The organism is Runella zeae DSM 19591 (genome assembly GCF_000423565.1).
In the GTDB taxonomy this organism is placed as follows: Bacteria; Bacteroidota; Bacteroidia; order Cytophagales; family Spirosomataceae; genus Runella; species Runella zeae.
Genome location: NZ_AUIF01000031.1, coordinates 17,184 through 39,674, shown reverse-complemented (window position 1 = coordinate 39,674; position 22,491 = coordinate 17,184). Strand labels below are relative to the sequence as shown.

At 42.0% G+C, this 22,491-nt stretch carries 18 protein-coding genes; 9 read left to right on the top strand and 9 right to left on the bottom strand.

Annotation, left to right across the window (positions count from 1 at the left end; translation table 11 throughout):
* Nucleotides 1-15: 15 nt before the first annotated feature.
* A complete protein-coding gene (locus tag G563_RS0107790; RefSeq protein WP_028664833.1) occupies nucleotides 16-3,189 on the bottom strand; it encodes an efflux RND transporter permease subunit in 3,174 nt (1,057 codons plus the stop codon).
* Nucleotides 3,190-3,227: 38 nt separating this feature from the next.
* Nucleotides 3,228-4,601: a TolC family protein gene (locus G563_RS0107785; RefSeq protein WP_028664832.1), complete on the bottom strand. Its 1,374-nt coding sequence runs from the start codon at nucleotides 4,599-4,601 to the stop codon at nucleotides 3,228-3,230.
* A gap of 174 nt (nucleotides 4,602-4,775) precedes the next feature.
* Here G563_RS0107785 and G563_RS0107780 point away from each other — a divergent pair, with 174 nt between their 5' ends.
* From G563_RS0107780 to G563_RS0107745, 7 genes are all read left to right on the top strand, one after another.
* Nucleotides 4,776-5,453: a response regulator transcription factor gene (locus G563_RS0107780; protein WP_028664831.1), complete on the top strand. Its 678-nt coding sequence runs from the start codon at nucleotides 4,776-4,778 to the stop codon at nucleotides 5,451-5,453.
* Nucleotides 5,450-6,826 (top strand): sensor histidine kinase, encoded by a 1,377-nt coding sequence (locus G563_RS0107775; protein ID WP_028664830.1) that lies wholly within the window; start codon nucleotides 5,450-5,452, stop codon nucleotides 6,824-6,826. Before G563_RS0107780 ends, G563_RS0107775 begins: the two co-directional genes overlap by 4 nt.
* Nucleotides 6,827-7,488: 662 nt before the next feature.
* Complete coding sequence (locus G563_RS0107770) at nucleotides 7,489-7,872, top strand: T9SS type A sorting domain-containing protein (RefSeq protein WP_028664829.1); 384 nt, start codon at nucleotides 7,489-7,491, stop codon at nucleotides 7,870-7,872.
* Nucleotides 7,873-7,891: 19 nt separating this feature from the next.
* The gene (locus G563_RS0107765; RefSeq protein WP_157585148.1) at nucleotides 7,892-8,299 is read left to right on the top strand and encodes a T9SS type A sorting domain-containing protein; all 408 of its coding nucleotides are present in this window, start codon (nucleotides 7,892-7,894) and stop codon (nucleotides 8,297-8,299) included.
* A 98-nt stretch (nucleotides 8,300-8,397) separates the two neighbouring features.
* Nucleotides 8,398-8,790: a T9SS type A sorting domain-containing protein gene (locus tag G563_RS33960; protein WP_051210818.1), complete on the top strand. Its 393-nt coding sequence runs from the start codon at nucleotides 8,398-8,400 to the stop codon at nucleotides 8,788-8,790.
* 323 nt (nucleotides 8,791-9,113) lie between these two features.
* Nucleotides 9,114-10,109 carry a sensor histidine kinase gene (locus G563_RS36800; protein WP_051210817.1) on the top strand — a complete coding sequence of 332 codons (996 nt, stop codon included), beginning with the start codon at nucleotides 9,114-9,116 and terminating at the stop codon, nucleotides 10,107-10,109.
* Between the two features lie 8 nt (nucleotides 10,110-10,117).
* Entirely contained in the window at nucleotides 10,118-10,873 is a 756-nt protein-coding gene (locus tag G563_RS0107745; protein ID WP_028664826.1) for a LytR/AlgR family response regulator transcription factor, read from the top strand.
* A gap of 106 nt (nucleotides 10,874-10,979) precedes the next feature.
* On the opposite strand, the gene G563_RS36795 is transcribed toward G563_RS0107745, so the two are convergent.
* The 6 genes from G563_RS36795 to G563_RS0107715 form a co-directional block, all read right to left on the bottom strand.
* Nucleotides 10,980-12,062 carry a hypothetical protein gene (locus G563_RS36795; protein ID WP_051210816.1) on the bottom strand — a complete coding sequence of 361 codons (1,083 nt, stop codon included), beginning with the start codon at nucleotides 12,060-12,062 and terminating at the stop codon, nucleotides 10,980-10,982.
* 91 nt (nucleotides 12,063-12,153) lie between these two features.
* Nucleotides 12,154-13,233, bottom strand: a complete 1,080-nt coding sequence (gene fbaA / locus G563_RS0107735) for a class II fructose-bisphosphate aldolase (protein WP_028664825.1) — start codon at nucleotides 13,231-13,233, stop codon at nucleotides 12,154-12,156.
* Nucleotides 13,234-13,360: 127 nt separating this feature from the next.
* A complete protein-coding gene (locus tag G563_RS0107730; RefSeq protein ID WP_028664824.1) occupies nucleotides 13,361-14,734 on the bottom strand; it encodes a dipeptidase in 1,374 nt (457 codons plus the stop codon).
* Between the two features lie 171 nt (nucleotides 14,735-14,905).
* Entirely contained in the window at nucleotides 14,906-15,616 is a 711-nt protein-coding gene (locus G563_RS0107725) for a hypothetical protein (protein ID WP_157585146.1), read from the bottom strand.
* A gap of 84 nt (nucleotides 15,617-15,700) precedes the next feature.
* Nucleotides 15,701-16,396 (bottom strand): TIGR04283 family arsenosugar biosynthesis glycosyltransferase, encoded by a 696-nt coding sequence (locus G563_RS0107720; RefSeq protein WP_037326135.1) that lies wholly within the window; start codon nucleotides 16,394-16,396, stop codon nucleotides 15,701-15,703.
* 11 nt (nucleotides 16,397-16,407) lie between these two features.
* Entirely contained in the window at nucleotides 16,408-17,475 is a 1,068-nt protein-coding gene (locus G563_RS0107715; RefSeq protein ID WP_028664821.1) for a BamA/TamA family outer membrane protein, read from the bottom strand.
* A gap of 96 nt (nucleotides 17,476-17,571) precedes the next feature.
* Between G563_RS0107715 and G563_RS0107710 the strand changes: the two genes are divergently transcribed.
* Both G563_RS0107710 and G563_RS0107705 read left to right on the top strand, forming a co-directional pair.
* Nucleotides 17,572-18,579, top strand: coding sequence for an aminodeoxychorismate synthase component I (locus tag G563_RS0107710; protein WP_028664820.1), 1,008 nt, complete (start codon nucleotides 17,572-17,574; stop codon nucleotides 18,577-18,579).
* Entirely contained in the window at nucleotides 18,557-19,162 is a 606-nt protein-coding gene (locus tag G563_RS0107705) for an aminotransferase class IV (RefSeq protein ID WP_028664819.1), read from the top strand. Before G563_RS0107710 ends, G563_RS0107705 begins: the two co-directional genes overlap by 23 nt.
* 4 nt (nucleotides 19,163-19,166) lie before the next feature.
* Here the strand turns inward: G563_RS0107705 and G563_RS33945 are convergent, their stop codons facing one another.
* Complete coding sequence (locus G563_RS33945; protein ID WP_051210815.1) at nucleotides 19,167-22,202, bottom strand: SdrD B-like domain-containing protein; 3,036 nt, start codon at nucleotides 22,200-22,202, stop codon at nucleotides 19,167-19,169.
* Nucleotides 22,203-22,491: the final 289 nt, after the last annotated feature.

Below are 22,491 nucleotides of genomic sequence, written 5' to 3'. Positions count from 1 at the left end.
GATATGTTTTAGAGCTTAATGAGCTAATTGATGATTTTGGATGATTTCGTCTTTGGAGTCTTGCGTAGAATCGGGCAACAATGAAGGGTCTTGGAAAGTAGTTTTTCCTTGCAACCATACATATACTTGAGGTACGATATACAACGCAGCTAAGGTAGAAGCTATAAGCCCCCCGATCACCGCCCTACCTAAGGGCGCAACTTGCTCGCCTGCTTCGCCCGTACCTAAGGCCATCGGAATCATGCCAGCAATCATGGCGAAGCTAGTCATCAATACTGGTCGTAGCCGAATCCCTGCGCTATCGATAGCCGCCCGATGAGCATCGCGGTATTCCCAGCGAAGTTGTTCGGCATTGGTAACTATCAAAATGGCATTGGCCACGGAGATACCTACCGACATGATAATGCCCATGTAAGACTGCAAGTTGAGGGTGCTGCCTGTTAATAAAAGAAGTCCAAGCGCCCCCACAATCACCGCCGGAATCGTAGAAAGCACCACCAACGAAAGTTTGAAAGATTGGTAATTGGCCGCTAGTAGCAGGAAAATCACCAAAATAGCGATCCCCAAGCCTGTTTGTAAACTATCGAGGGTTTCGGTCAATAACGAAGACATTCCTTTGATTTGGGTAACTACGCCGGCTGGCAGTTCACCAGCGTTTGCTACTACTTTTTCTACCGCAGTGGTAGCACTACCAAGGTCTTTGTGGTGGACATTGGCGGAGACGGTCAAAAAACGCCGTGGGCCTGTACGAGAATATTCTCCCGGCGACATTTCTAAAGCAAAAGTGGCCACATCCGACAATACGGGTCTGACTTGCCCCGCTACAAGGGGAATTTCTTGTAGCTGAGATAAGCTGCTCATGGCGTGCTCGGGGATTTGGACTTGTACCTGATACGTATAAGAGGAGTTACGGTCGAGCCATTGGTTTTTTTCGGTAAATCGGCTGGAAGAAGTAGAAGCGGTGATAGAGCGAGCTACTTGCTGTAAAGTGAGTCCCATCATGGCCAATTTATAACGATCCAAATTGATTTTAATCACTGGGAAATTGAGGGGTTGTACAATCCTCACATCCCGCAAAAAAGGTACTTCGGATAGTCCCTCCACGAGGTTTTGGGCATAGCCTTCAATTTGTTTCATATTGCGCCCTGCTACTTGAACCTCAATAGGGGTATTAGCGCCTTGGCTCATTAGTTTTTCGGTAAGGTCGGCTGGTTCAAAAGAAAGAGTCAGGTCGGGCATTTTTTCATGGACTGCCGTGCGCAGGCGTTCCTTGAAATCTTGCATATTGGTGTGATATTCTTTGTCAAGGGCTACTTTGATGACCGCGTCGTTGGTACCTGTGGTACTTACATAGAGATTGGTAGTAGCATAGTTGGTCGGAACTACCCCTACATAGGCTGATGATACGGCTAGGTTGCCACCTGATATTTCATCTACGAGCGACAACAATTCTCCTACTTTTTCTTCGGTTCGCTCCAGACGTGTACCGTCGGGAGTTTTCATTCTGATAACAAGCTGTCCAGAGTTGATTTGCGGTAAAATATCTTTCCCAATATACCAAAAGCCTACTCCTGCTAAGCTTACAACAATCACCAAGTAAGCGCTGACAATGAGCTTGTTGGATTTTAGGAGTGTTTTGTTTTGAATAATAAATTTGTGACGCATTTTGTCAAAAAAAGTAGGCTTATCCGTAACTTCTTTTGGCGTATGTTTGTGGTTTGACATAAACCAATTGGCCATGATAGGGACCAAACTTTGGGCCAAAAAGTAGGAGACCGTCATCGCAAATCCGATGGATAAGGATAAAGGCAAAAACATCGCTTTAGGCACTCCCGACATCATAAAAGAAGGGGCGAAAACTGCCAAAATACAAAACAAAATCAGAAGTAAAGGAAGAGCCACTTCTCGACAAGCATCATAAACGGCTTGATTTTTGGGCTTGCCCATTTCGATATGTTGGTGGATATTTTCGATAGTCACCGTAGCTTGATCTACCAAGATTCCAATCGCTAACGATAGCCCCGATAGGGTCATGATATTGATGGTCTGACCTGCTAAATTGAGCAAAAACACGCCAGTGATGATAGAGACCGGAATCGTGATAATCACAATGAGGGAGCTTCGCCAATCGCCCAAAAACAAAAATACCATCAAGCCAGTGAGGATAGCTCCCAATGCTCCCTCAAAAATCAGACTCTTGACGGCATTGATGACAAAGATAGATTGGTCAAACTCATACGAAACCTCAATATCATCGGGTAGTAAACTGCGCATTTCGGGGAGTTTGGCTTTCAAACGGCTCACCACATCCCAAGTAGAGGCATCGGCGGTTTTGACAACGGGGATATAAGAAGAGCGGCTGCCATTTACGAGGGCGTAACCTGTAGTGACATCGGAGCCATCCGACACGGTCGCCACGTCTTTTAAAAAGATATTACGATTGCCTTTTGTACTAATCGAAATACGATTGAAATCTTCTACTTTTTCTTCTAGCGAATTGAGCGTCGTAATATACGTTTTGTTTTCGACCCTGATGTTTCCTGAGGGCGTCATCACGTTGTTGGCAGCAAGGGCTTCCACTACTTCATCAGGCGATACATTTAGACTACGGATTTTGTAAGGGTCGAGATTGATAACTACCGTGCGGGAGTTAGTACCGATAGGCGGCGGGGCAGTAAGGCCCGATATGGTCGAAAACAAGGGTCTAATCCGTGTAACGGCCAACTCATGGATTTCTTTCAAGGGGCGGGTTTTGCTACTAAATACCAAATCGCCAATTGGTACCGATGAGGCATCGTACCGCACTACTTGAGGTGGCAGAGCACCCGGCGGGAAAAATTTCATGGCACGATTGACCTGAATTGCTACTTCGGCGGCAGCTTGTGCCATATCTGAGCCTTCATAAAAAGCCAGTTTGACAATAGTCAGCCCCTGAACGCTTTTGCTTTGAATCTCTTTAATACCCGATATATATAAAAATTGGTCTTGCATTCGGGTAGCAAAAAAACCTTCCATTTGGGCGGGCGACATCCCCCCATACGGCTCAATCACATAAATAACGGGCGAGTTGAGTCTCGGGAAAATATCTATCGGAATGCGAGTCGCCGACAAAATGGAGAAAATAACCACGCCCCCAATCAACACTAAAGATGAAATAGGGCGCTTTAAAGATGTGGACAAAAGCGACATGTTAGCCTTGGATTAAAATTGCGACGGAATACATTCGTTTAGTGCCTAAACAGCGTAAAAAAAGATTCGAAATCATTGGTAGCGTATGCTCTTTGCAAGTGGATTCTGATAGCTCTACTTTGAGTGACGATATAGTCTTTTTCGACACTGCGCAATACTTGTACGGCGTCAGTTAGCCCCAAAATATTTTCTAGCCCATTATTATATCGTGATAAACGCTGATTGTAGGCAGCATTAGCAGCTTGCAAAGCGCGTGGCAACTCTTGCAGTTCGAGTTTCAAAACTGATAAAACAGAATCGGCTGCCATTTGAGCATTTTGGAGGTTTAGGCGTTCGTTGGCCAGTAGGTTTTTGGTTTCTTTGACGCGATATTCTTGTAGCTGTATTCGATGATTAGCACGTCGGAAATCAGTCAAATTGACCGTAAAAGCTGCTCCCACTAGCACATTGGCCTTGCTATATAGGAGGCCTGGCATGAGGGGGCCATAGTTGTTTTCGACGTCGATGCTTGAACCTCGGGTCCAAGCCGCTGTCAGTAGCGATAATCGCGGCAAGGCTGATTTATGTAAAAGAGAGATTTCGGCAGATTGTTTTCGAGCCACAGCTTCATGATAGCGAAGCAGTGGATGCTCTGAAAGTAGCGCAACAGCGGGAGAAGCTGCGAAGTTGGTTAAGCGAAATGTGGTATCTATTTTGATTTTATCAGCAGAATGACCTGTCAATGTTGAAAGTTGAATTAAAGCCTGCTGATAATTTTCATATACTTGCCAATACGACATTTTGGCCTTTGAAACTTGAACCCTCACCAATGAAGAATCTAAGCCTGGCTTGATACCATTGCGTACCAAGTTGGTAATAATACGATTGATAGTATCAATCCGAGCAATATTCATTTGCTCAATCTTGAGATGTTTTTGAAGCCATAGCAGGTCTAAATAAGTATTGATTACGGCCTGACGAAGTCCAAATTTTGCGCGCTCAAGGTCAGACTCGCCTACAGCAATGTCGGTCTGGGCGAGTTGTTGTTCGGCTTCGAATCTCCCAAAATTATAAACCTCCCAATCCATCGAGGCAAGGGCGATATTGCCAGAGGCTAGGTCGGCACGGTTTTCGGAGCGTCTTCCGCCTGACGTAGGTACAATCAACCCCAACGAAAAATAAGAGCCAGAGATGCCATTGGCTGTACCAATGTTGATTTGGTCGTGAAGGCGCACATTGGGCAATCGGTTGTCTCTTACTACGGTTATATTTGCCTTATTGGCTTCTAAAGCCATTTGTTTGGCTTGAAGGGTGGGGTAGTGAGAAAACGAAGCCTCTATTGCATCTTGGATGGTTAATACTTGGGCGATGCTTTTTAATGAATGACAAAAAAGAAAAATAAATAAAAACAAACAACGCGTGTTCAGACCCATAATATATCTAAAAGGTTGGAGCTAATGTGTGGGGAAAATTCGTTGTTCAAAATAACCACGCACCTCATTAAAGGCTTATTAGTAAGTTATTAGAATTTGATTAGAAATCATTGGGAGTACATAAAATGGATTACTTTAGTACGCCATTTAGAAAAAGGAATCATTTAAGTTGCTATGAATGTGTTACTTGTAGAAGATGACGTCGAATTAGCCCAGTTTATCCAAAAAGGTTTGCAATCGGAGGGTATCTCCTTAACAATCGCTTTTGATGGAGTGATTGGGCGGAGCTTGGTCAATGAGCATCGCTTTGATGTGGTTATTTTAGATGTCAATATTCCGGGGTTCAACGGTTATGATTTATGTCGTTTTGTAAAACATAATTGGCCCTCTATTCCAGTTATTTTATTGACAGCCCTTGGAAGTCTTGACAGTAAAGTGCTTGGTTTTGAATCGGGAGCAGATGACTATCTGACCAAACCCTTTGCTTTTAAGGAATTGGTATTTAGGCTTAAAGCTTTGGCACGGCGCTATTCATCCCGACCCTTACTTCCTCAGCGCCTCAAGCTATTAGATTTGGAGCTAGATACACAGTCGCATCAAGTATGGAGAGCGGGGCAGCGTATCAATCTTACCGCTCGTGAGTATGCGTTGTTAGAATATTTACTAGTTAATCAGGGACGAGTAGTAAGCCGAGTAAATATCCAAGAAAATGTGTGGGATGTGCATTTCAATACTAATACAAATGTAGTGGACGTTTATATCAATTATTTACGCAGAAAAATTGATACAGTAGAGCCAAAACTCGTCCATACGATTTTTGGCGTGGGGTATATGCTGGGGGCCGAGCCATGAACATTAAGAAAAAAATTACCATTGGTTTTGGGCTGCTCGTAGCTACTATTTTGCTGCTATTTTCTCTCTTTATCTTTGAAGGTTACGAGTCTTATCGCCGTTCATTGATGCGTATGCGCTTACAAAAACGCGCATTGGCGGCCCAAGCTTATTTTCATAATCGCAATGAGTTTCAGCAGTCCAGTTATCTTTTTTTGCCCGAACAAGAAGAACTCATTTATGATGCTGACTTTAAACTATTATACTCTTCTTTGACCAAGGGCGGCTACCTTCCTTCTAATGAATTACTTAAAGAAGCTTTGCACGAAGAAGTGTATTTTACTTATCCGAGTGGTACATGGGAATACCCCAAAGAGGGCGTAGCGCGGTCGTTTAGTTACCGTCAACAAAAATACGTGGCTGTCGTCATGGCGTATGACATCACAGGACGTCAAACGAGCCGCAATTTGTTCGCGATTTTGATAGGCGGCAACCTCCTGGCTTTGGCGGTGATTGTGGCAGTGGGGTTTTTCTTTTCTCATCGTGCGATGGCTCCTTTTGACCAGCTCATTGCTCAAATCAATACTGCTACGGTCAATGATTTTTCGTTTCGATTGGTTTATAAATCATCCTCTTCTGATGAAGCTACCTATCTTGCCGATTCTTTTAATCAACTCTTGGCTCGTCTCCAAAAACTTGCGCGTAGTCACGAACATTTTATGGGCTATGCTTCGCACGAAATCCGCACTCCTCTTACGGTAGTAAAAGGAATGCTGGAAACAAGCCTTGCTTATGACTCTACTTTAGAAACTACCCGCGAAAGTATCGAAAAAGCCTTGTATCGATTAGAAGGTGCGATTGAGTTGGCCAATTCGTTGTTGCAACTAACCGAAGTCGAAGGCTTGAATTCAAATCAACTCTTGGAAGATATCAATTTAGTAGATACCGTTTTTGATACAGTGGGCTATTTTCAAGAAAAGTATCCCCTCCAAAAAATCAATTTACAATTTACCGATACTTTTACGGAGAGTAGCTCGGCAGTCAAGGTCATCGGAAATACGATATTGTTGCGCACTGCACTTATCAATATCATCGACAATGCTTGCAAATATTCCGACTTTCGGCCTGTACAAGTGGAAGTGAGGTATGAGCCAAAGTGGGTGGTGATTGAGGTCATTGATGATGGGATAGGTATTCCTTCTGAGCAACTATCTCAGGTGTTTTTGCCGATGATGAGAGCCGGCAATGTAGGGACTGTCAAAGGGGCAGGTTTAGGTCTTACTTTGTCCGAAAAAATTGTGGGGATTCATCAAGGGTATCTTCAAATCCATTCAATTGCGGAAAAAGGAACAACCGTTTCTATCGGCTTACCTGCATTATTGTTGGACAGCTAATGGGGCCTGAGAAAAAACATTTAGGGTAATTCTTACAGGAACTAGCTCCATTTCATGACGGCTTGAAAGATATTTACTGCGTTTCATCCCTTAAAAAAGATGATTTAACACTTTTTTGTTTTCTGATGCAACTTCTCAAACTACTTTTGCATCATTAGATTGAATAACAAGCCAAAGTAGTTCTTTCAAATAGATTTGATTCAAGGCCATTGTCCGATATCATTGATCAAAATGTTCGATTTCGGACATTTTTAAAGAAAATAAATTTTCGTAAAATGTTTATTTTCAGTGAGTTAAAGTTTTGTGTGGTACTGGCACAGCATTTGAATTAAATATATTGAAAACGATTTGTAACCTTTTTTGAAAGCAGCAGTATTCACTAACAGCCATCTAAAAACATTTTTCTTACAGCCATGAAAACAATACTTTCTCATACCAATTTCCTTCATCACCCAAGTAGTTAATAGCCCAAACCGTTCATCCCATTTAAGTACCACTCATGTACTTTGTATTGCATAGTACCGTTTAAAACAAGCATCTTTGTAACGTCAATTAAGACACACAGCCATAAACAAATATTTAAAGAAGTACCGATTACCAACAGCCACGAAACAATTTTTAATCAATAATTACAGCCAAACAATTTAAACAGCAAAAAAAACATGAAAACTTTCATCACCACCCTCGCCTGCGCTTTAGCTCTTACTTCATCAGTAGCATTTGCTTCAGATCCTACAGAAGACAAAAAAGCGAAACCCCTTCAAGTAGGAGTATTTGCGACCAAAGAAGCCAAAATCCAGATGGCCGTTCGTAAAGGAACTTCAGAGAAAGCGATTATCACGATTCGCGATGCCAAAAACAATCTATTGCATGAAGAAGTAATCAGCAAAAAAGCCGAAAAATTTGACGGTCGCTTTGATGTAAGTGCTTTAGGTGAAGGAGATTACACGCTCGAAATTACGTCTGGTAACGAAAAAATCCAGAAAAAAGTGAGCATCAAAACACCACAAGAGGAAGCCACTTATCGTACCGTTAAATTAAACTAAAAAAGCAGCTATTACTGTCATGAAAGTGTCAATGAAAATGTTTGTAGGGATGCTGGCACTCGTTTCAAGTAGCGCTTTTGCCAACCCATCCGAAGGGAAAAAGCCTCACGCATCGCCCGTAGAAAATCGCCCAGCTGTTACGTTTGAGACAAGCGCCTATGTTACCAAAGATGCTTCTATCAAATTAGCAGTTAAGAAAAATGCCCCTGAAAGGGTATTTATCACCCTCCGCAACGCCAACAATACGATTATTTATCGTGAAACAATCAACAAAAACGATATGTCGTATGCGGCAAAAATCAACGTAGATGAACTAAGAGATGGAGCTTATAAATTGGAGATTGCCACGAAAAATGATCGTGTAATCAAAAAACTCAATTTATCTTCTCCCAAACCAGAATCAGAAAGAGTAATCACTGTATTGTAAAATACACTCACTAAGCTTTACAACTTATAAAGCCTTAGTCCCATTAATTTCTTTTTTATAACAGCCAATTTAAAACACCGCTACTGCGGACCAAAATCATGAAAACCATCATCAAATCAATCGCTTGCGCTTTAGCGCTTACTACTTCTGTGGCTTTTGCCAGCAATGTTGAAGAAAAAACGACCGACAATCGTCCCGTTCCTACTTTTGAGAGCAGCACTTTTGTCACTGCTGATGCCAATATCAGAGTAGCTATCAAGAAAAATGCCGCCGAAAAAGTATATATTTTGTTGAAAAGCACCGACGGACAAGTGATTTTTAGCGAGACTATTGCTAAAAAATCAATGGCCTACGCCGCAAAAATCAATGTAAATGATTTGGCAGATGGTGTCTATCAACTAGAAATCTCGGCAGGAAAAGAGCGCGTGGTGAAGCAATTGAATCTTGCCTCTAAAAAAATAGAAGTAGAGCGTAAAGTAACGGTTCAATAATCATATAAAAGCTAATTGTCAAAAATTCAGGCTTTTGGGCCTATTTCGTAAGATGATTTCTCCTTGGAAGAGAGCAGCGTCGCTGCTCTCTTTTTTTGCTATTCACTCCTTGGTTTGGAGGTTTCGTCGGTTTCTTATAGTTCGCAAGTCAGTAAAGCACTATTTTTGAATTCAGAAAACAATTTGTCTTTTTTTAACCCCATGCCTTTAGGCTGGGGCATAAACAAAATAGTAACATTTTGGGGCTTTAGCCCTGATTTTTTTCCTGAAACACCGATATATTTCTAAATCATTATTTCTCTTTACGTAGGCTCTTTTGATTGATGAAAATTCAACTAAATCGCACTGACATATGGACGTGGCTTGCTACGTCATTATTGATATTATTGCTCAATACCAACTTCAAAACGGGAGTTATTCGGTGGGATTGGGTGATTAGTATTACACTTTCAGCCTTTGTGATTGGGCAAGTGCAGAGTTTTTTGATTCCTCGCCTCATGCAAAAAGCTATCAATTGGACTGTTCAGAAGACCATTGGGGGTTATGTTGTGATTACGGCCATTGTGTCAATCATAACGAGCGTGGTAGTGATGTTAATAATGCAATGGAGAGAGGAAAAAACATACGGAATAGGTTCTTATATTTCGACTTCGATGATTTATATGCTCATGACTTTTGCGTTTACGTCAGTATACGTAATAGAGCAAATCATCAATCGGTGGCAAACATCCCTTTTGAAGGAGCAGCAGCTCAGTCAGGCGCTTTTAAAAGCGGAGTATGATACCTTGAAAAATCAAGTAAATCCTCATTTTTTGTTTAATTCGTTGAATATCTTGAGTGCACTCATTCCTGAAGACCCCCAAAATGCCGTCAATTTGGTAGAAAGGCTCTCGAAGGTATTTCGCTACAATCTTCAAAACAACGAAAAAGTAACAGTCGAACTAAGCACCGAAATCAAAATCGTAGAGGCTTATTTGTTTATTCATAAAATGAGATTTGGAGACAATCTTTCTTACGAACTGGAGGAACAAGCCAAAGCCACCTCGCGGCATATTGTGACTCAAGGATTACTTACTTTGGTGGAAAATGCGCTCAAACACAACGAATGTTCGAGCGAAAAACCACTGCATATTGTCATAAAACTCACAGAGGAGGGAGTGGCGGTTAGGAATAGTTTTCAGCCCAAAAACAAACAATTTTTGGAATCAACCGGTTTGGGATTAAGCAACCTCAAAAAACGATATGAGCTACTCACCCCTTTAAAACTAAACATAAGTAAAAACGCTGATTTTTTTGAAGTAACAATTCCGTTGATATAAAAATTTATATGAAAATCTTAATTCTTGAAGATGAACCTTTGGCCGCCAAACGTCTCGAATCTTTGGTAAAATCAGTGGAGCCGTCGGGGGAGATTTTGGCAAAAATTGAAAGTGTAAGAGGTGCTGTAAAATGGCTAAGCGAAAATCCTCAGCCTGACTTGATATTGATGGATATTCAATTGGCCGATGGCCTTTCCTTTGAAATATTTACGCAAGTAAATGTAAAAGCTCCCATTATTTTTACGACTGCCTACGACGAATATGCCATTCGAGCTTTTAAGGTCAATAGCGTGGATTATCTATTAAAGCCCATTGATGTAGACGAACTAGAAACGGCTATTGTCAAACTAAAGTCTCAGCAGAGTACGGATTTGCCAACCAACATCGAAAAAGCACTTGAAGCATTCATCAGCCCACGTACAGACTGGAAAACTCGGTTTTTACTCAAATCAGGTACTCGTTTTGAAGTAGTAGAGGTGGCGGATGTAGTTTATCTTTTTGCGGAAGACAAAATAGTATTTTTAGTTAACTCCGAGCAAAAAAAATACTTTGTGGACGAGACACTCGATGACTTAGAGGAAAAACTCAATCCTAAGGATTTTTTTAGAATCAATCGTAAGTACTTAGCAAGTATCAAAGCAATAGAGCGAATTGAACCTCATTTTAACGGTCGCCTTAAAATCAAGCTACGACAACGCGACGACGATGAAATCTACGTAAGTCGAGAAAAGGCAGAGTCTTTTAAGAAATGGCTAGATACTTGATGTACGCTATGATTGATAAAGGGTTTGAAAAGAAGTTTTCTCAAAAGTGTCGTTTATTATCAGGAAATTAGCCTCCTTTTTTGAGATTTGTAAACTACCAGATTATTTAATTAGTAACGTGATTTTTGCTCCACCAATTAAACTCATAGGGCATAGAAATCGTTTTTTTTAGATAGTTTACCATATCAGCAGGATTCGGGGTTTGATATAGTTTCTCCACTACCCGCATAACATCAGTATGGTGCATAGAGGCATCAAAATCAGGGGCAAGTGTCATCTGAATGTCTCTAAAAGGAACATATATTTCCACTTTGTTACAGATATACACCTCATTTTCGGGATCATATGCTACTACTCTACCGTCTGGTAGCATCAGTAGAAGAGGGCAATGAAATAGCTGCTCATAGAGAGAATTGAAATAATGCCATCCAAAAAACAAATAAATCTTACGTTGAAAAACAATGCCTGCTGATTGTAAGTGTGTTTCGAGGATTGCCGTTTGAACTTTGATGTGGTCAGCACAATTAGGCTGGGTATGAGGGTCTATATTGCGAAGCCATCGTTTGGTGTCCCAATCATACACTTCTGACTTTCCCAATCTTAGTTTGTAGTCGTAGATAGAAGGCCGCTCATGCACGTATCCTGGATAGTACCACATACGGTCGGTAGATTTGGCATATTCTATTTCCAAAAGCATAGTGTACATTCCTAGGCTATAAGAAGCATAGCCGGGGTCAAACAACCCCAATAGACTCATAAGGCTGCTTTCACCTTGATCAAAATAACTCACCGCAATCAGACGGTCTTCGTCATAAACGTTGATTTCGTAAGTATCAAAACGGGGGGTAAGTACCAAAAATTCTTCCAGCGAATTGCTCAAAAAACTTCTAAAGCGGCGTTGATGTAAATGGAACAATTCTTCTTTTTCGCGCGTGATTGTCGCCTTGCGAATTTCGTGCCGAAAAATTTTTTTGTTGCGATTGTCTAGTTTTCTTAACCTCTTAGAAAGGGTATGTTCAGATAGTTTTAGGCGGATGTTGATAGGGGAGCAAATGTCATTATCAAAACAAGTCACTTTCGCTCTAAATAGCATATTTACAGTCCGAAACCAACCTGAAGCTAAGTACCTATCAAGTCGTTTAGGGGAAAGATGATGCGGTAAATAATACTGTAGTATAGGGTCGTTCATGCACTAAAAATAAATGAAATTTGGGGAAAGTAAAAAAGCGGTGAAAAATAAATTTCAACCGCTTTTTTAATACAAAAATCACGCCATAAAACTATACCAATCTGTTAAGGCAGTTTAAGTCTTCAAAGGCAACAGTAAGACGTTGTACCATGCTTTCTTCACCTTTTCTGAGCCATACGCGCGGATCATAATATTTTTTGTTGGGAGAATCGTCACCTTCAGGGTTGCCCAATTGGGATTGCAAATATCCCTCTTTGTCCTTGTAGTATTTCAACACCCCTTCCCAAGTAGACCACTGCATATCGGTGTCGATGTTCATCTTGATAGCGCCATATTGGATAGCTTCGCGGATTTCTTCACGGCTACTACCCGAGCCTCCATGAAACACGAAGTTGACGGGAAGAGGACCTGTTCCGAATTTTTCTTGGATATAATCCTGAGAATTTTTCAAGATGATAGGTTGTAGCTTCACGTTGCCAGGCTTATACACACCATGCACGTTTCCAAACGCGGCGGCTATCGTAAAGCGGTCAGAGATTTTGCTAAGCTCTTCATAAGCATAGGCTACCTCGGCGGGTTGGGTATATAATTTTGAGCTATCTACGTCGGAGTTGTCTACGCCATCTTCTTCGCCACCGGTCACGCCTAGTTCGATTTCGAGGGTCATGCCGATTTTGGCCATACGCTCAAAATATTTGGCACAAATTTCGATATTTTCTTCGATAGGTTCTTCCGAAAGATCAAGCATATGTGAGCTGAAGAGAGGCTTGCCATGTTGGTCATAAAATTTTTCGCCTGCCTCAAGCAATCCGTCGATCCAAGGAAGTAATTTTTTGGCGCAGTGGTCGGTATGCAAAATCACCGGAACTCCGTACAAGGCGGCCATTTGATGAACGTGCATTGCACCCGAAATAGAACCGGCAATGGCGGCTTGTTGATTGGCATTAGAGAGGCTTTTGCCAGCATAAAAGATACCACCTCCGTTGGAGAACTGAATGATAACAGGAGAATTAACCTTCTTGGCAGTTTCTAATACTGCATTGACAGAGTTGGTTCCGACGACGTTGACTGCTGGAAGGGCATAGTCATTTTGATTGGCATGACGAAAGATTTCGCTTACGCCTTCTCCAGTTACTACTCCAGCTTTAAATAGAGTGTTGGTCTCGCTCATGATTTAAATAGTCTTTTTTAAAGAAATGTTTGACTTTTACGGTGGGTTTCCGTTTGTCTTTTAATTGACAATGCAAAGTAGAGAAATTTTAGGGAAAATTGTTGATTTTCACCTCAATCAATCTTCACTAAGCACCATGACTTTTTAGATGAGCATAATGCTTGAAAAACAAAGGAATTGTTTCAATGCCTTTATAAAAATTGAACAATCCGTAGCTTTCGTTGGGTGAGTGAAGGGCGTCTATATCAAGCCCAAAGCCCATCAAGATAGATTTGAGACCAAGTTCTTGCTCAAACAACGCCACAATCGGGATACTTCCTCCGCCACGAGTAGGCACAGGCTGCTTGCCATCCCATGCTTCTTTCATTGCCAACTCCGCAGCGCGGTATTCGACCGAATCCACGGGGGTTACGTAGGGAAGCCCTCCGTGGTGGGGTTTTACTACCACTTTGACTGAAGCAGGAGCGATAGACAAAAAGTGTTGGGTGAAAAGTTCCAGAATTTCGTCGTTGTTTTGGTCGGGCACGAGGCGCATACTGATTTTGGCATAGGCTTTTGACGGTAATACTGTTTTGGCACCTTCACCTATGTAGCCGCCCCATATTCCGTTGACATCGAGGGTCGGACGAATACCCGTGCGCTCAATCGTGGTATATCCTGCTTCGCCTTCGATTTCGTTGATGGCCAAGTCGCGTTTGTATTCTTCCAAATCAAAAGGTGCTTCGTTAATAGAGGCGCGTTCTTCGGCGCTCAGTTGTTGTACTTTATCATAAAACCCCGGAATGGTAATATGATTGTTTTCGTCTTTTAGCGATGCAATCATCTCGCAGAGCACATTGATAGGATTGGCGACTGCTCCGCCATATACACCCGAGTGCAAGTCGCGGTTAGCACCTGTCACTTCTACTTCGAGATAAGTGAGTCCGCGTAAACCTACCTCAATGGATGGGGTATCGTTGGCGATGATGCTGGTATCCGAGATCAAAATCACGTCGGCTTTTAGCTTCTCTTTGTTGGCACGAACAAACTCCCCTAAATGGTCGGACCCTACTTCTTCTTCTCCCTCAATCATGACCTTGACATTGCACGGCAACGACCCGGTCGCTACCATCGTTTCGAGGGCTTTGATGTGCATATAAAACTGCCCTTTGTCATCGCAAGAGCCACGAGCATAAATCCGTTCGTTGCGAATGGTAGGCTCAAAAGGCGGTGTTTCCCAAAGTTCATAAGGGTCGGCAGGTTGCACATCATAATGGCCATATACCAATACAGTAGGTAAGGCAGGGTCGATGATTTTTTCGCCATAAACCACAGGATGACCAGGTGTTTCGTGAATTTCGGCCAGGTCAGCGCCTGCTTTTAGAATCGAATCTTTGACAGCTTCAGCGCAGCGGCGTACATCGTCTTTGAATTTGGGGTCGGCACTGACGGAAGGAATGCGCAGTAAATCAAATAGTTCGCTTAAGAATCTATCCTTGTTTTGCTCAATGTATGTTTTCATCTGGTTGGAACAATTAAATACGAAAGATTTGTGTTTTGTTGAATCCGGAGGCCCCAAAGTTAAGGGTGTTCGGGGATTTTAATGCTTTATTTTGAGCAAAAATGTAAGGATTGAAAATTAGAATTAAAACCCCCAATAACGAAGTAGGCCGCAATTTTGCGGCCTACTTCGTTATTGACATTCAAATGTAAATTCATATACATGCTGGGAAAACTCAGCCCAGCGGAGCTTTTCGCCTATTTTTTTGACAAGGCTTGGACAACTCGAATACATCACCTTGATTTCATCTTCATATTCCTTTTTCTTAAGTTTTTTGGCGGGAAAATCGCCTACTTGCACATAGTAAGACTTATCGTCGCCGCCCGCCATTGTAAAGCCTCCTACGCCTACGCGCATGGTCTCGGCAGCAAAAGGGTCATGAAATACCTTGATTTTGCTGTTGAAGCCGGGGTTTAGCAATTGCATCAGGAGCATCTCTTGGTCTTTTTTAATGACGACTTTGGCTTTTTCAAAATAAGCGTAGCCCTTTTTGATGATTTCGCTATCGATGTATTGAGCATCCCATTTTTTGACTTTGGTGCCTACATCCATGTTGGTTGATAATTTTGAAAAGCCACTTGGCATCAAATACATTGATTTGATTTGCTCGGGCTTGAGCTTGATTTTTTTGCCGTTAGCATCTTTGATTGTGATCTCTTGAATGAGCCCTTTACGGCGGTCTAAGTCTTCTAATGTACCTTCTATTTTGGAACCATCTTCCAAATGAATATAGGAAGGTTCTTTACCCGAAAAGCGGTCATAAGCAGGGATAAAGTCTTGGGATATAGCTTTTTGTGCTATCAAAATACCCAACAAAAGTAGGAGTTTAAAAGAGTGATGCATGTTTTTTTTATAGTTTCTGGGGGCAAAAGTAAAATAAAGAAACATGACTAAAATAAATTGCCAGAATTATTGATTTAGCGGGATTTAGTGCAGCAGTTTTTTATAAATGTGTGCTATTTTTAAGGGGGAGGTACCTAGTCGGAAGAGGGTCATGGCTATCAAATTCGCAATTTGGACTCTCAGCCAGCTATTGTTGTCGTATTTGCGGGCTGATATAAGAACATTTTTAGAAATAACTTTGAAGGAAGACCGATTTTGACGCCACAGGCGGCGGAGCAAATCATACTCTTCCATGATTACGTAACGCTCATCAAACCCGTTGAGCTTGTCAAACCATTCACGAGTGATAAACAAAGTTTGGTCTCCACCTCTTACCGCGAGCAGTTTGAAGCGGGTGAAATAATTATTGATTTTGAGTAAAGTCTTAGGAGAATCAAATCTAAATCGATAGCAGCCTGAGTGGTAGCCTTCTTGAGTAGCCAACAAAATATCTTGAGCAAACCCCAAGGGAGGCCGGGCATCGGCGTGTACAAAATACAAGATGCTTCCCTGAGCCATATGTGCACCAAAATTCATCTGGGCGGCGCGACCTTTTTGCGGAGACATCGCTGCCACAGCACCCGCTTTTTGGGCTACAGCAATCGTGTCGTCAACACTTCCCCCATCTACTACTATGATTTCTAAAATACTTGCATCCCCTTCCTTTTGTAGGTGTTGTATTAAGTTTCCAATATTTTTTTCTTCATTCAGGGTTGGAATGATGACGGAAATAGTGTGCATATATTGAGGGATTAAAAAGCTTCTCCAATAGTAAAATAAAAATTGCCGCCATCCTTGCCTAGTGCATAGTCAAGGCGGATGTTGAGGTGGTCGCGGCGATTGGCGGTAAATCTGACACCTGTGCCGTAGGTAAATTTGGGGTCATTCAACCTCAAAATATCTTTTTGATTGCCTAAGACTGCCGATGAGGCAAATACCGCGCCTCCCCACCTTCTGAAAATATTGAAACGAAGCTCGGTTTGGGCTAAAAGTAGATTATCGTCCCGAAAACGCCCTTGATAGTAGCCGCGCATCCGTTTGCCTCCTCCTACTTCCGAAAGCATGTTGAAGGGAGGATGGCCTCGGGTAAAACTGCCAAAAAGGTTACCAACCAAAATCATTTTTCCTGCGGTTTTTCGATAAGCAGCGAGGTCGGCTGTCAACCGCTCAAAGCGGACGCTACTGCCCCAAATAGGAGCATTATGAAAAAAGGCAATGTCGAACAGGGTACCTTTGGAAGGAAAAAAAATAACATCACGAGTATCATACAACAAGCCAAGCCCGACGCCCGAAGTAATGCTGCGGGGAGTCCCGGTTACTTTTCCATTGGCAAAATCGCCGTTGGGTTCTGTTTGGGTGATTTGATAGTCTTCGTACTGATAGCGAAGTCCTGCATAAAGGTGGGAAGATATTTTTTTGAGGGCGTTGATTCTGATACGTGGAAAATCTACGCCGTATGTTTCGCGAGGAATAGCAGATTGCCCGATACCGTAGTAGTAATAGTTGTATTTGTAGAAGCCTAGTTCACCGTAAAAATAATATTGGGCATTTTTGAGAAAGATTTGGAACGGTAAATAGTAAAGAGATTGTTTCAGTTGCGTAAACACCACTCCTACAGTAGCTTGCGAGGGGCGGGCGTTGGCAGAGTCTTTGGGGAAACGAAAAGTAGCAGTCAGTGCGGCTCCGTAAGCCCATTGGGTTTCGGGGGTATAATACACCGCTGGAAAAGGCAAAATACTCAGTTTCTTTTTTTGACTGTACAGGTTTTGAAAACCTAATCCACAGACAAATACAACTGCTATGAGGATAAGCCGAGGCATAGGTAGGTAGGAGAAATGAAAAGCCATGACACAGACTCTCACAACATTTTTGATAATTTTTGACAAGCTAGCGAAAGTTACGATTTTTGCGTTCAAATGATACACACTCTCTCGACGGCGGAGGCCATCCAACGAATGAATGACTACGGACATCGCCGTATTCCTTTCTTGTTTATTATCGACTTTTTGACTCAAAAACCGATTGTTTTAGCTTTACAAGATATTGACCACGCGGATTTGCTGTATGATTTTAATGGAAAAACCAACGCTCCGGCGACAAACGTAAATCTAGAAAAGTCGGTCTTCTTTCATAAACATCCCTTGCCTTTTGAGTCATATCTACCCAAATTTGAATATGTTGTTAATCAATTGAAACGCGGAAATTCATTTTTGGTCAACTTATCCATATGTACGAAAATTGAGACCAATTTAGATTTGAAAGGCATATTTCTGCGCAGTAAGGCAAAATACAAACTTTGGTTGGCTGAAAAATTTGTGTGTTTTTCTCCCGAAATATTTGTGCAAGTCAAGGGTGATCGAATAGCTTCTTTTCCGATGAAGGGTACTATTGATGCAGATATTGTGGGAGCAGAGTCCTTGATTTTGTCAAATTTAAAAGAAGCCGCCGAACATGCCACTATCGTGGACTTGATTCGCAATGACCTGAGCATGGTAGCTCAAAAAGTATGGGTAGAAAGGTATCGATATGTAGACACAATCCCTACCAATCAAAAATCACTTCTTCAGGTTAGTTCTGAAATTGCGGGGCAAATGCCGCTTAATTGGCGCGAAACCCTCGGCGATTGGTTGTTTAGGCTTCTACCGGCAGGTTCTATCAGCGGAGCACCCAAACCCCGCACCCTCGAAATCATTCAAGAAGCCGAAGGATATGAACGGGGCTATTATACCGGAATTGCGGGTATTTTTGACGGCGAAAACTTAGATAGCGGGGTTTTGATTCGGTTTATCGAAAATATAGAAGGGCAACTTACCTTCAAAAGCGGTGGGGGGATTACGGCGCGTAGTGAAGCCCTTCCCGAATACCAAGAAGTATTGGACAAAGTGTATTTACCATTTTTAAATGAACTCACCCCTGTTTATTGAGACGATTCGACTGAGCGATGGCGTTTTGTCTAATCTATTGTATCATGATTTGCGGCTTAACCATACCAGAAAGATGTCCTTAAATCAATCTGATGCGTGGCAACTAGGACGGTTGATACAAGTGCCCAAAGAATATCAGACAGGCCTGTACAAATGCCGGGTGACTTATGGTTTGCACTTGGAAAATATAGAATTTGAAATCTATCAACCCAGAATTGTTCAGCGGCTTAGGCTTGTCAATGATGATAATATTGAATACAATTTTAAGTACAAAAACCGAGCCTCTTTGATAGCCCTTGCCGAACAAAAAGGAGAGGCTGATGATGTGGTTATTGTCAAAAAAGGTCTCATCACAGATGCCTCCTATGCCAACGTAGCTTTTTGGGATGGTAGCCGCTGGGTCACTCCTGATACACCTCTTTTGGCGGGAACTCGCCGCGCCGCTTTGATAGCAGAAGGTATCTTGACCCCTCAAACGATACGAACAGAAGATTTGCCTACGTTTTCTTCTGTTCGCTTAGTAAATGCTATGTTAGATTTTCAATCGACACCCCCTATTGAAATACGCAACATCAGTTATTGAATTTCTATTCTTTAATTTTTTTAGCTTCAATCTTAACACACCGTTCTATACATTCACAGTAATCTTGCACCACTATAGGGCAGCAGTTTTCTGTAGGGCAGATGCCGCCTGCAATTTTGACAGTATATTTGCCTGCTGAATTTACTTCTAAAGTTTGATTGGTAGCCATTTGGATAATCGTGTCGTTTTTATACCATTGATAAGAACTAGAGCCATCGGGTGCCTTAAGAATGGTTTTTTGATTGTTGGCGACACAAATATTGATGGGTACACTGATACATTCTAGCGAAAAATCATCTTCAGTAGTGATGTTGTTGTGGGGAGAAGAATCTATGTCGGTTCCTGCGGCATTGTCTACTTCAACTATATTGCATACAAGGCCACCTTCAAAAGGGCTGTTTTCTGGAATCTCAACTGTAAGGATAAGAGTATCTGATTGACCTGCGTTGAGTTTAAGGTTACCCCAGAGTTGGGTCGCTGCATTGTAAGTACTAGCGGTGGCATCATAGCCCAGCAAGGTAAAGATAGAATTCAGATTAACTTTTACCCTCACACTATCTGCGATAGCTTCAGGGTCGGTTGCGGTGTTGCGTATCACTATTTCAAACTTAATTTCCTCCCCTTTTTGATAGGTACATTTATCGCCCACTACTCTTTGAAAAATAGCCAAATCATAGGCCGGTGCTTCTTTAGACATAAGACCAAAGTCCGCATAGTGGTTGGTGCGGTAATTAGCCGAAGTCAATACCTGAATAAACGCATACGAACCATCTGCGCTAATGTCGGCATCCGAATCACGAACTAAGCTTTCTGGGCCGCTAACGACTTGTTTAGGAGCAACAGTTAAGATGTCTTGGAGTGGAGTTGAATTAGACGTTTGTTTAGCTAAGAGAGCGTTTGACGGCTTAGGTAAGTCGATATTTTGGGTTAAGCTTAGTCTGACTTCATAAGCATGGTTGGCTTTTATGCCACCCGTTACATTAGAATCGTTGAAATAATATTGTCCGCCATTAGAAGTAGTGTCACGGGCTATTTCGGCGCCATTTGCTTGCATATCGTGTAAGGTAACAACAAGGTCATCCAACACAGATTCATTAGGGTCTTGAATTCCATTTCTGTTGACATCAAGCCACAAAAGGTTTCCAATTTCAAGTGGGGGGGGTTGGCACAAGGCTGTCAAATCTCCGACACCTCCAGATTTTCCAAGTGAACCCGGACTTAATGAATAAACTGAGAAACTACGGTTTCTTTTGCCCGTTTTGGTATCGAAGGCCACAAATCCTGTAGAAAGATAAAGTCCATGTATGGGGTCCATCGCAGAAACCAATAGCTCTTGATTACCAGGCATTTTGAGCAATCCTCCATTGGTGATTTCGGCGTGACCTACCCCGCCTTCACCATTGAGCCAGTAGTCTTCGCAGAAAAACTCGCCTCCTCCTGGGCCTGAGTTGGTATTGGGGCCACATCCCAAAAGATCACCTGATTGAGCATTGTTTTCGAGGGTAAAAGTACCGTTTGCATTGCGTTGAGCGCGTACTAAGTCCCCACTCATAAATCCATAATAGTTGAGGGTGTCATTGGGGGCAATACCTGGCTGATTTTGGCCGGTTTGTAAACCAAGCCTATCCAAAAAGGATAAAAGAAGAGAGCCGTCGTCGTCAAATTCTAAATCAGAAAGAATAGGTTGGGGATGAACCGCAAAGGCCGCAATAGGGTCGGGCGCACCCAAAGGATAATTACATTGTTTGGGAAACTGGTTGGTCCACGGATTCCAAGTTGTAATAGTATCACATCCTTGGGTATTGTCGATAGGGCCACGGGGGTAGTCAAGCCCAAATTCAAAGATGTTATTAAATTGTTTGGTGGTTAAATCAAACTTATAAACCGCAGCTTTTAAATCTGATTTTTTCTGGGAAGTTTCGCCTGTACATACTACTCCCACATACAAATCCCCACGATAATATTTGAGTGCCCAAGGTACAAAATCACCATTGGAGCAGCTGGGATGAGGAATATTATAAGATTTTACGTTTGCTTCTGCCGCCGAGGATGGTGCTTTAAACGGGCTTTGTATGGCAAAGCTGTAGAGTTTTTTATCATATAAGTTTACTAAAAATAAAGTGTCTTGCCAAGGAGAGAGTTGGGTTCCTCCGATTCCTATTTTGCCTACCATGTGAAAAGCAAGTGAATCTCGGGAACGGGCAGTTTTGGACGCCGGCAAAATATTTATTTGAGTGATAGGGTCAAGATGAGGGTCAGGCCCTGTGTCGATACCTATCTTTTTTACATCAACAAAATTATTGACTGCTCCTGTATTGAGGTCTACAGTATAGTAGCCACCTGTCCCTAAAGGTCCTAAGCCCACATGTCGGCGCGTAATGGCCCCCACAAGTAAGAGGTTGGTGGCGCGTTGATAGGCGGCAATCCACGTAGAGCCAATTTGGTTAGCTTTGGCAAGTTTTTCCATGGGTGAATCTGGGGTGCCTGCCTCTCCTTTGGCCTGATAATCAAACAAAATCAAAGCAGGGTCTTGGGCGGAGTCTCCATCTTTGAGAGGATCGCCCATGGCATAGCAAGCCGTAACAATTTTTAATTCTTCCGCTGCAGTACAAAGTTCATCATTGTTTATAATTCCTAAATTAACTCCTACCGCCGGGGCTTTGACAAACTGCACGCCACTTTGGTTTTGGCTTCCTGCAAAACTTTCATAAAAAGTCTCAGGAAGATCAGAAAATTCGACTCTAGCGACGCTATCAGGTGGAATTTGAGAGCTACTAAAAGAGAAATTTCCTAAAGAATCGGTGTGGGTTTCAAAGACATTTGATTTTGTACCTACAAAAACTTTGACTTTGATACCCCCAATGCCAGGCTCGAAAGGAGAGGTATTGGTTTTTATTCCATTGCCATTGAAATCAATAAATACATTGCCGCTGATTTGGCCATAAGTGCAGAATGAAAACAAAAGATAAAGAAATAGCAAAGTCCAGTGCCTCCTAAAAAAGAGTTTGTTATAGGGCTGTTTTCGAATGATTATTTTCATCACTAAGTGAACTTTTGGGTGGTGGTCAAATAACAAATAATCAAAGTGGGTAAAGCAAAAAGTCAAAGAGGGTAAAGCAAAAAGTCAAAGTAGGTAAAGTGACAATATTTTATATATAGATATAATATGTTATAAGATTAGTGAAAAAATAGCGCTATTTAAAAGGCATAACAATATTGCATCGTTGTTATTACAACGAGATAGTTTGATAAGATTTTTGGGGATTCTTCTAGATATAAGAAATTTTATATCTGAACAAAACTATAAGCATTTCTTGTTCGTACTTGTC

Coding starts and splice junctions, on each gene's coding strand:
- G563_RS0107790 (WP_028664833.1), bottom strand. CDS start 3,189: ATGTCGCTTTTGTCCACATCTTTAAAGCGCCCTATTTCATCTTTAGTG.
- G563_RS0107785 (WP_028664832.1), bottom strand. CDS start 4,601: ATGGGTCTGAACACGCGTTGTTTGTTTTTATTTATTTTTCTTTTTTGT.
- G563_RS0107780 (WP_028664831.1), top strand. CDS start 4,776: ATGAATGTGTTACTTGTAGAAGATGACGTCGAATTAGCCCAGTTTATC.
- G563_RS0107775 (WP_028664830.1), top strand. CDS start 5,450: ATGAACATTAAGAAAAAAATTACCATTGGTTTTGGGCTGCTCGTAGCT.
- G563_RS0107770 (WP_028664829.1), top strand. CDS start 7,489: ATGAAAACTTTCATCACCACCCTCGCCTGCGCTTTAGCTCTTACTTCA.
- G563_RS0107765 (WP_157585148.1), top strand. CDS start 7,892: ATGAAAGTGTCAATGAAAATGTTTGTAGGGATGCTGGCACTCGTTTCA.
- G563_RS33960 (WP_051210818.1), top strand. CDS start 8,398: ATGAAAACCATCATCAAATCAATCGCTTGCGCTTTAGCGCTTACTACT.
- G563_RS36800 (WP_051210817.1), top strand. CDS start 9,114: ATGAAAATTCAACTAAATCGCACTGACATATGGACGTGGCTTGCTACG.
- G563_RS0107745 (WP_028664826.1), top strand. CDS start 10,118: ATGAAAATCTTAATTCTTGAAGATGAACCTTTGGCCGCCAAACGTCTC.
- G563_RS36795 (WP_051210816.1), bottom strand. CDS start 12,062: ATGAACGACCCTATACTACAGTATTATTTACCGCATCATCTTTCCCCT.
- fbaA (WP_028664825.1), bottom strand. CDS start 13,233: ATGAGCGAGACCAACACTCTATTTAAAGCTGGAGTAGTAACTGGAGAA.
- G563_RS0107730 (WP_028664824.1), bottom strand. CDS start 14,734: ATGAAAACATACATTGAGCAAAACAAGGATAGATTCTTAAGCGAACTA.
- G563_RS0107725 (WP_157585146.1), bottom strand. CDS start 15,616: ATGCATCACTCTTTTAAACTCCTACTTTTGTTGGGTATTTTGATAGCA.
- G563_RS0107720 (WP_037326135.1), bottom strand. CDS start 16,396: ATGCACACTATTTCCGTCATCATTCCAACCCTGAATGAAGAAAAAAAT.
- G563_RS0107715 (WP_028664821.1), bottom strand. CDS start 17,475: ATGCCTCGGCTTATCCTCATAGCAGTTGTATTTGTCTGTGGATTAGGT.
- G563_RS0107710 (WP_028664820.1), top strand. CDS start 17,572: ATGATACACACTCTCTCGACGGCGGAGGCCATCCAACGAATGAATGAC.
- G563_RS0107705 (WP_028664819.1), top strand. CDS start 18,557: ATGAACTCACCCCTGTTTATTGAGACGATTCGACTGAGCGATGGCGTT.
- G563_RS33945 (WP_051210815.1), bottom strand. CDS start 22,202: ATGAAAATAATCATTCGAAAACAGCCCTATAACAAACTCTTTTTTAGG.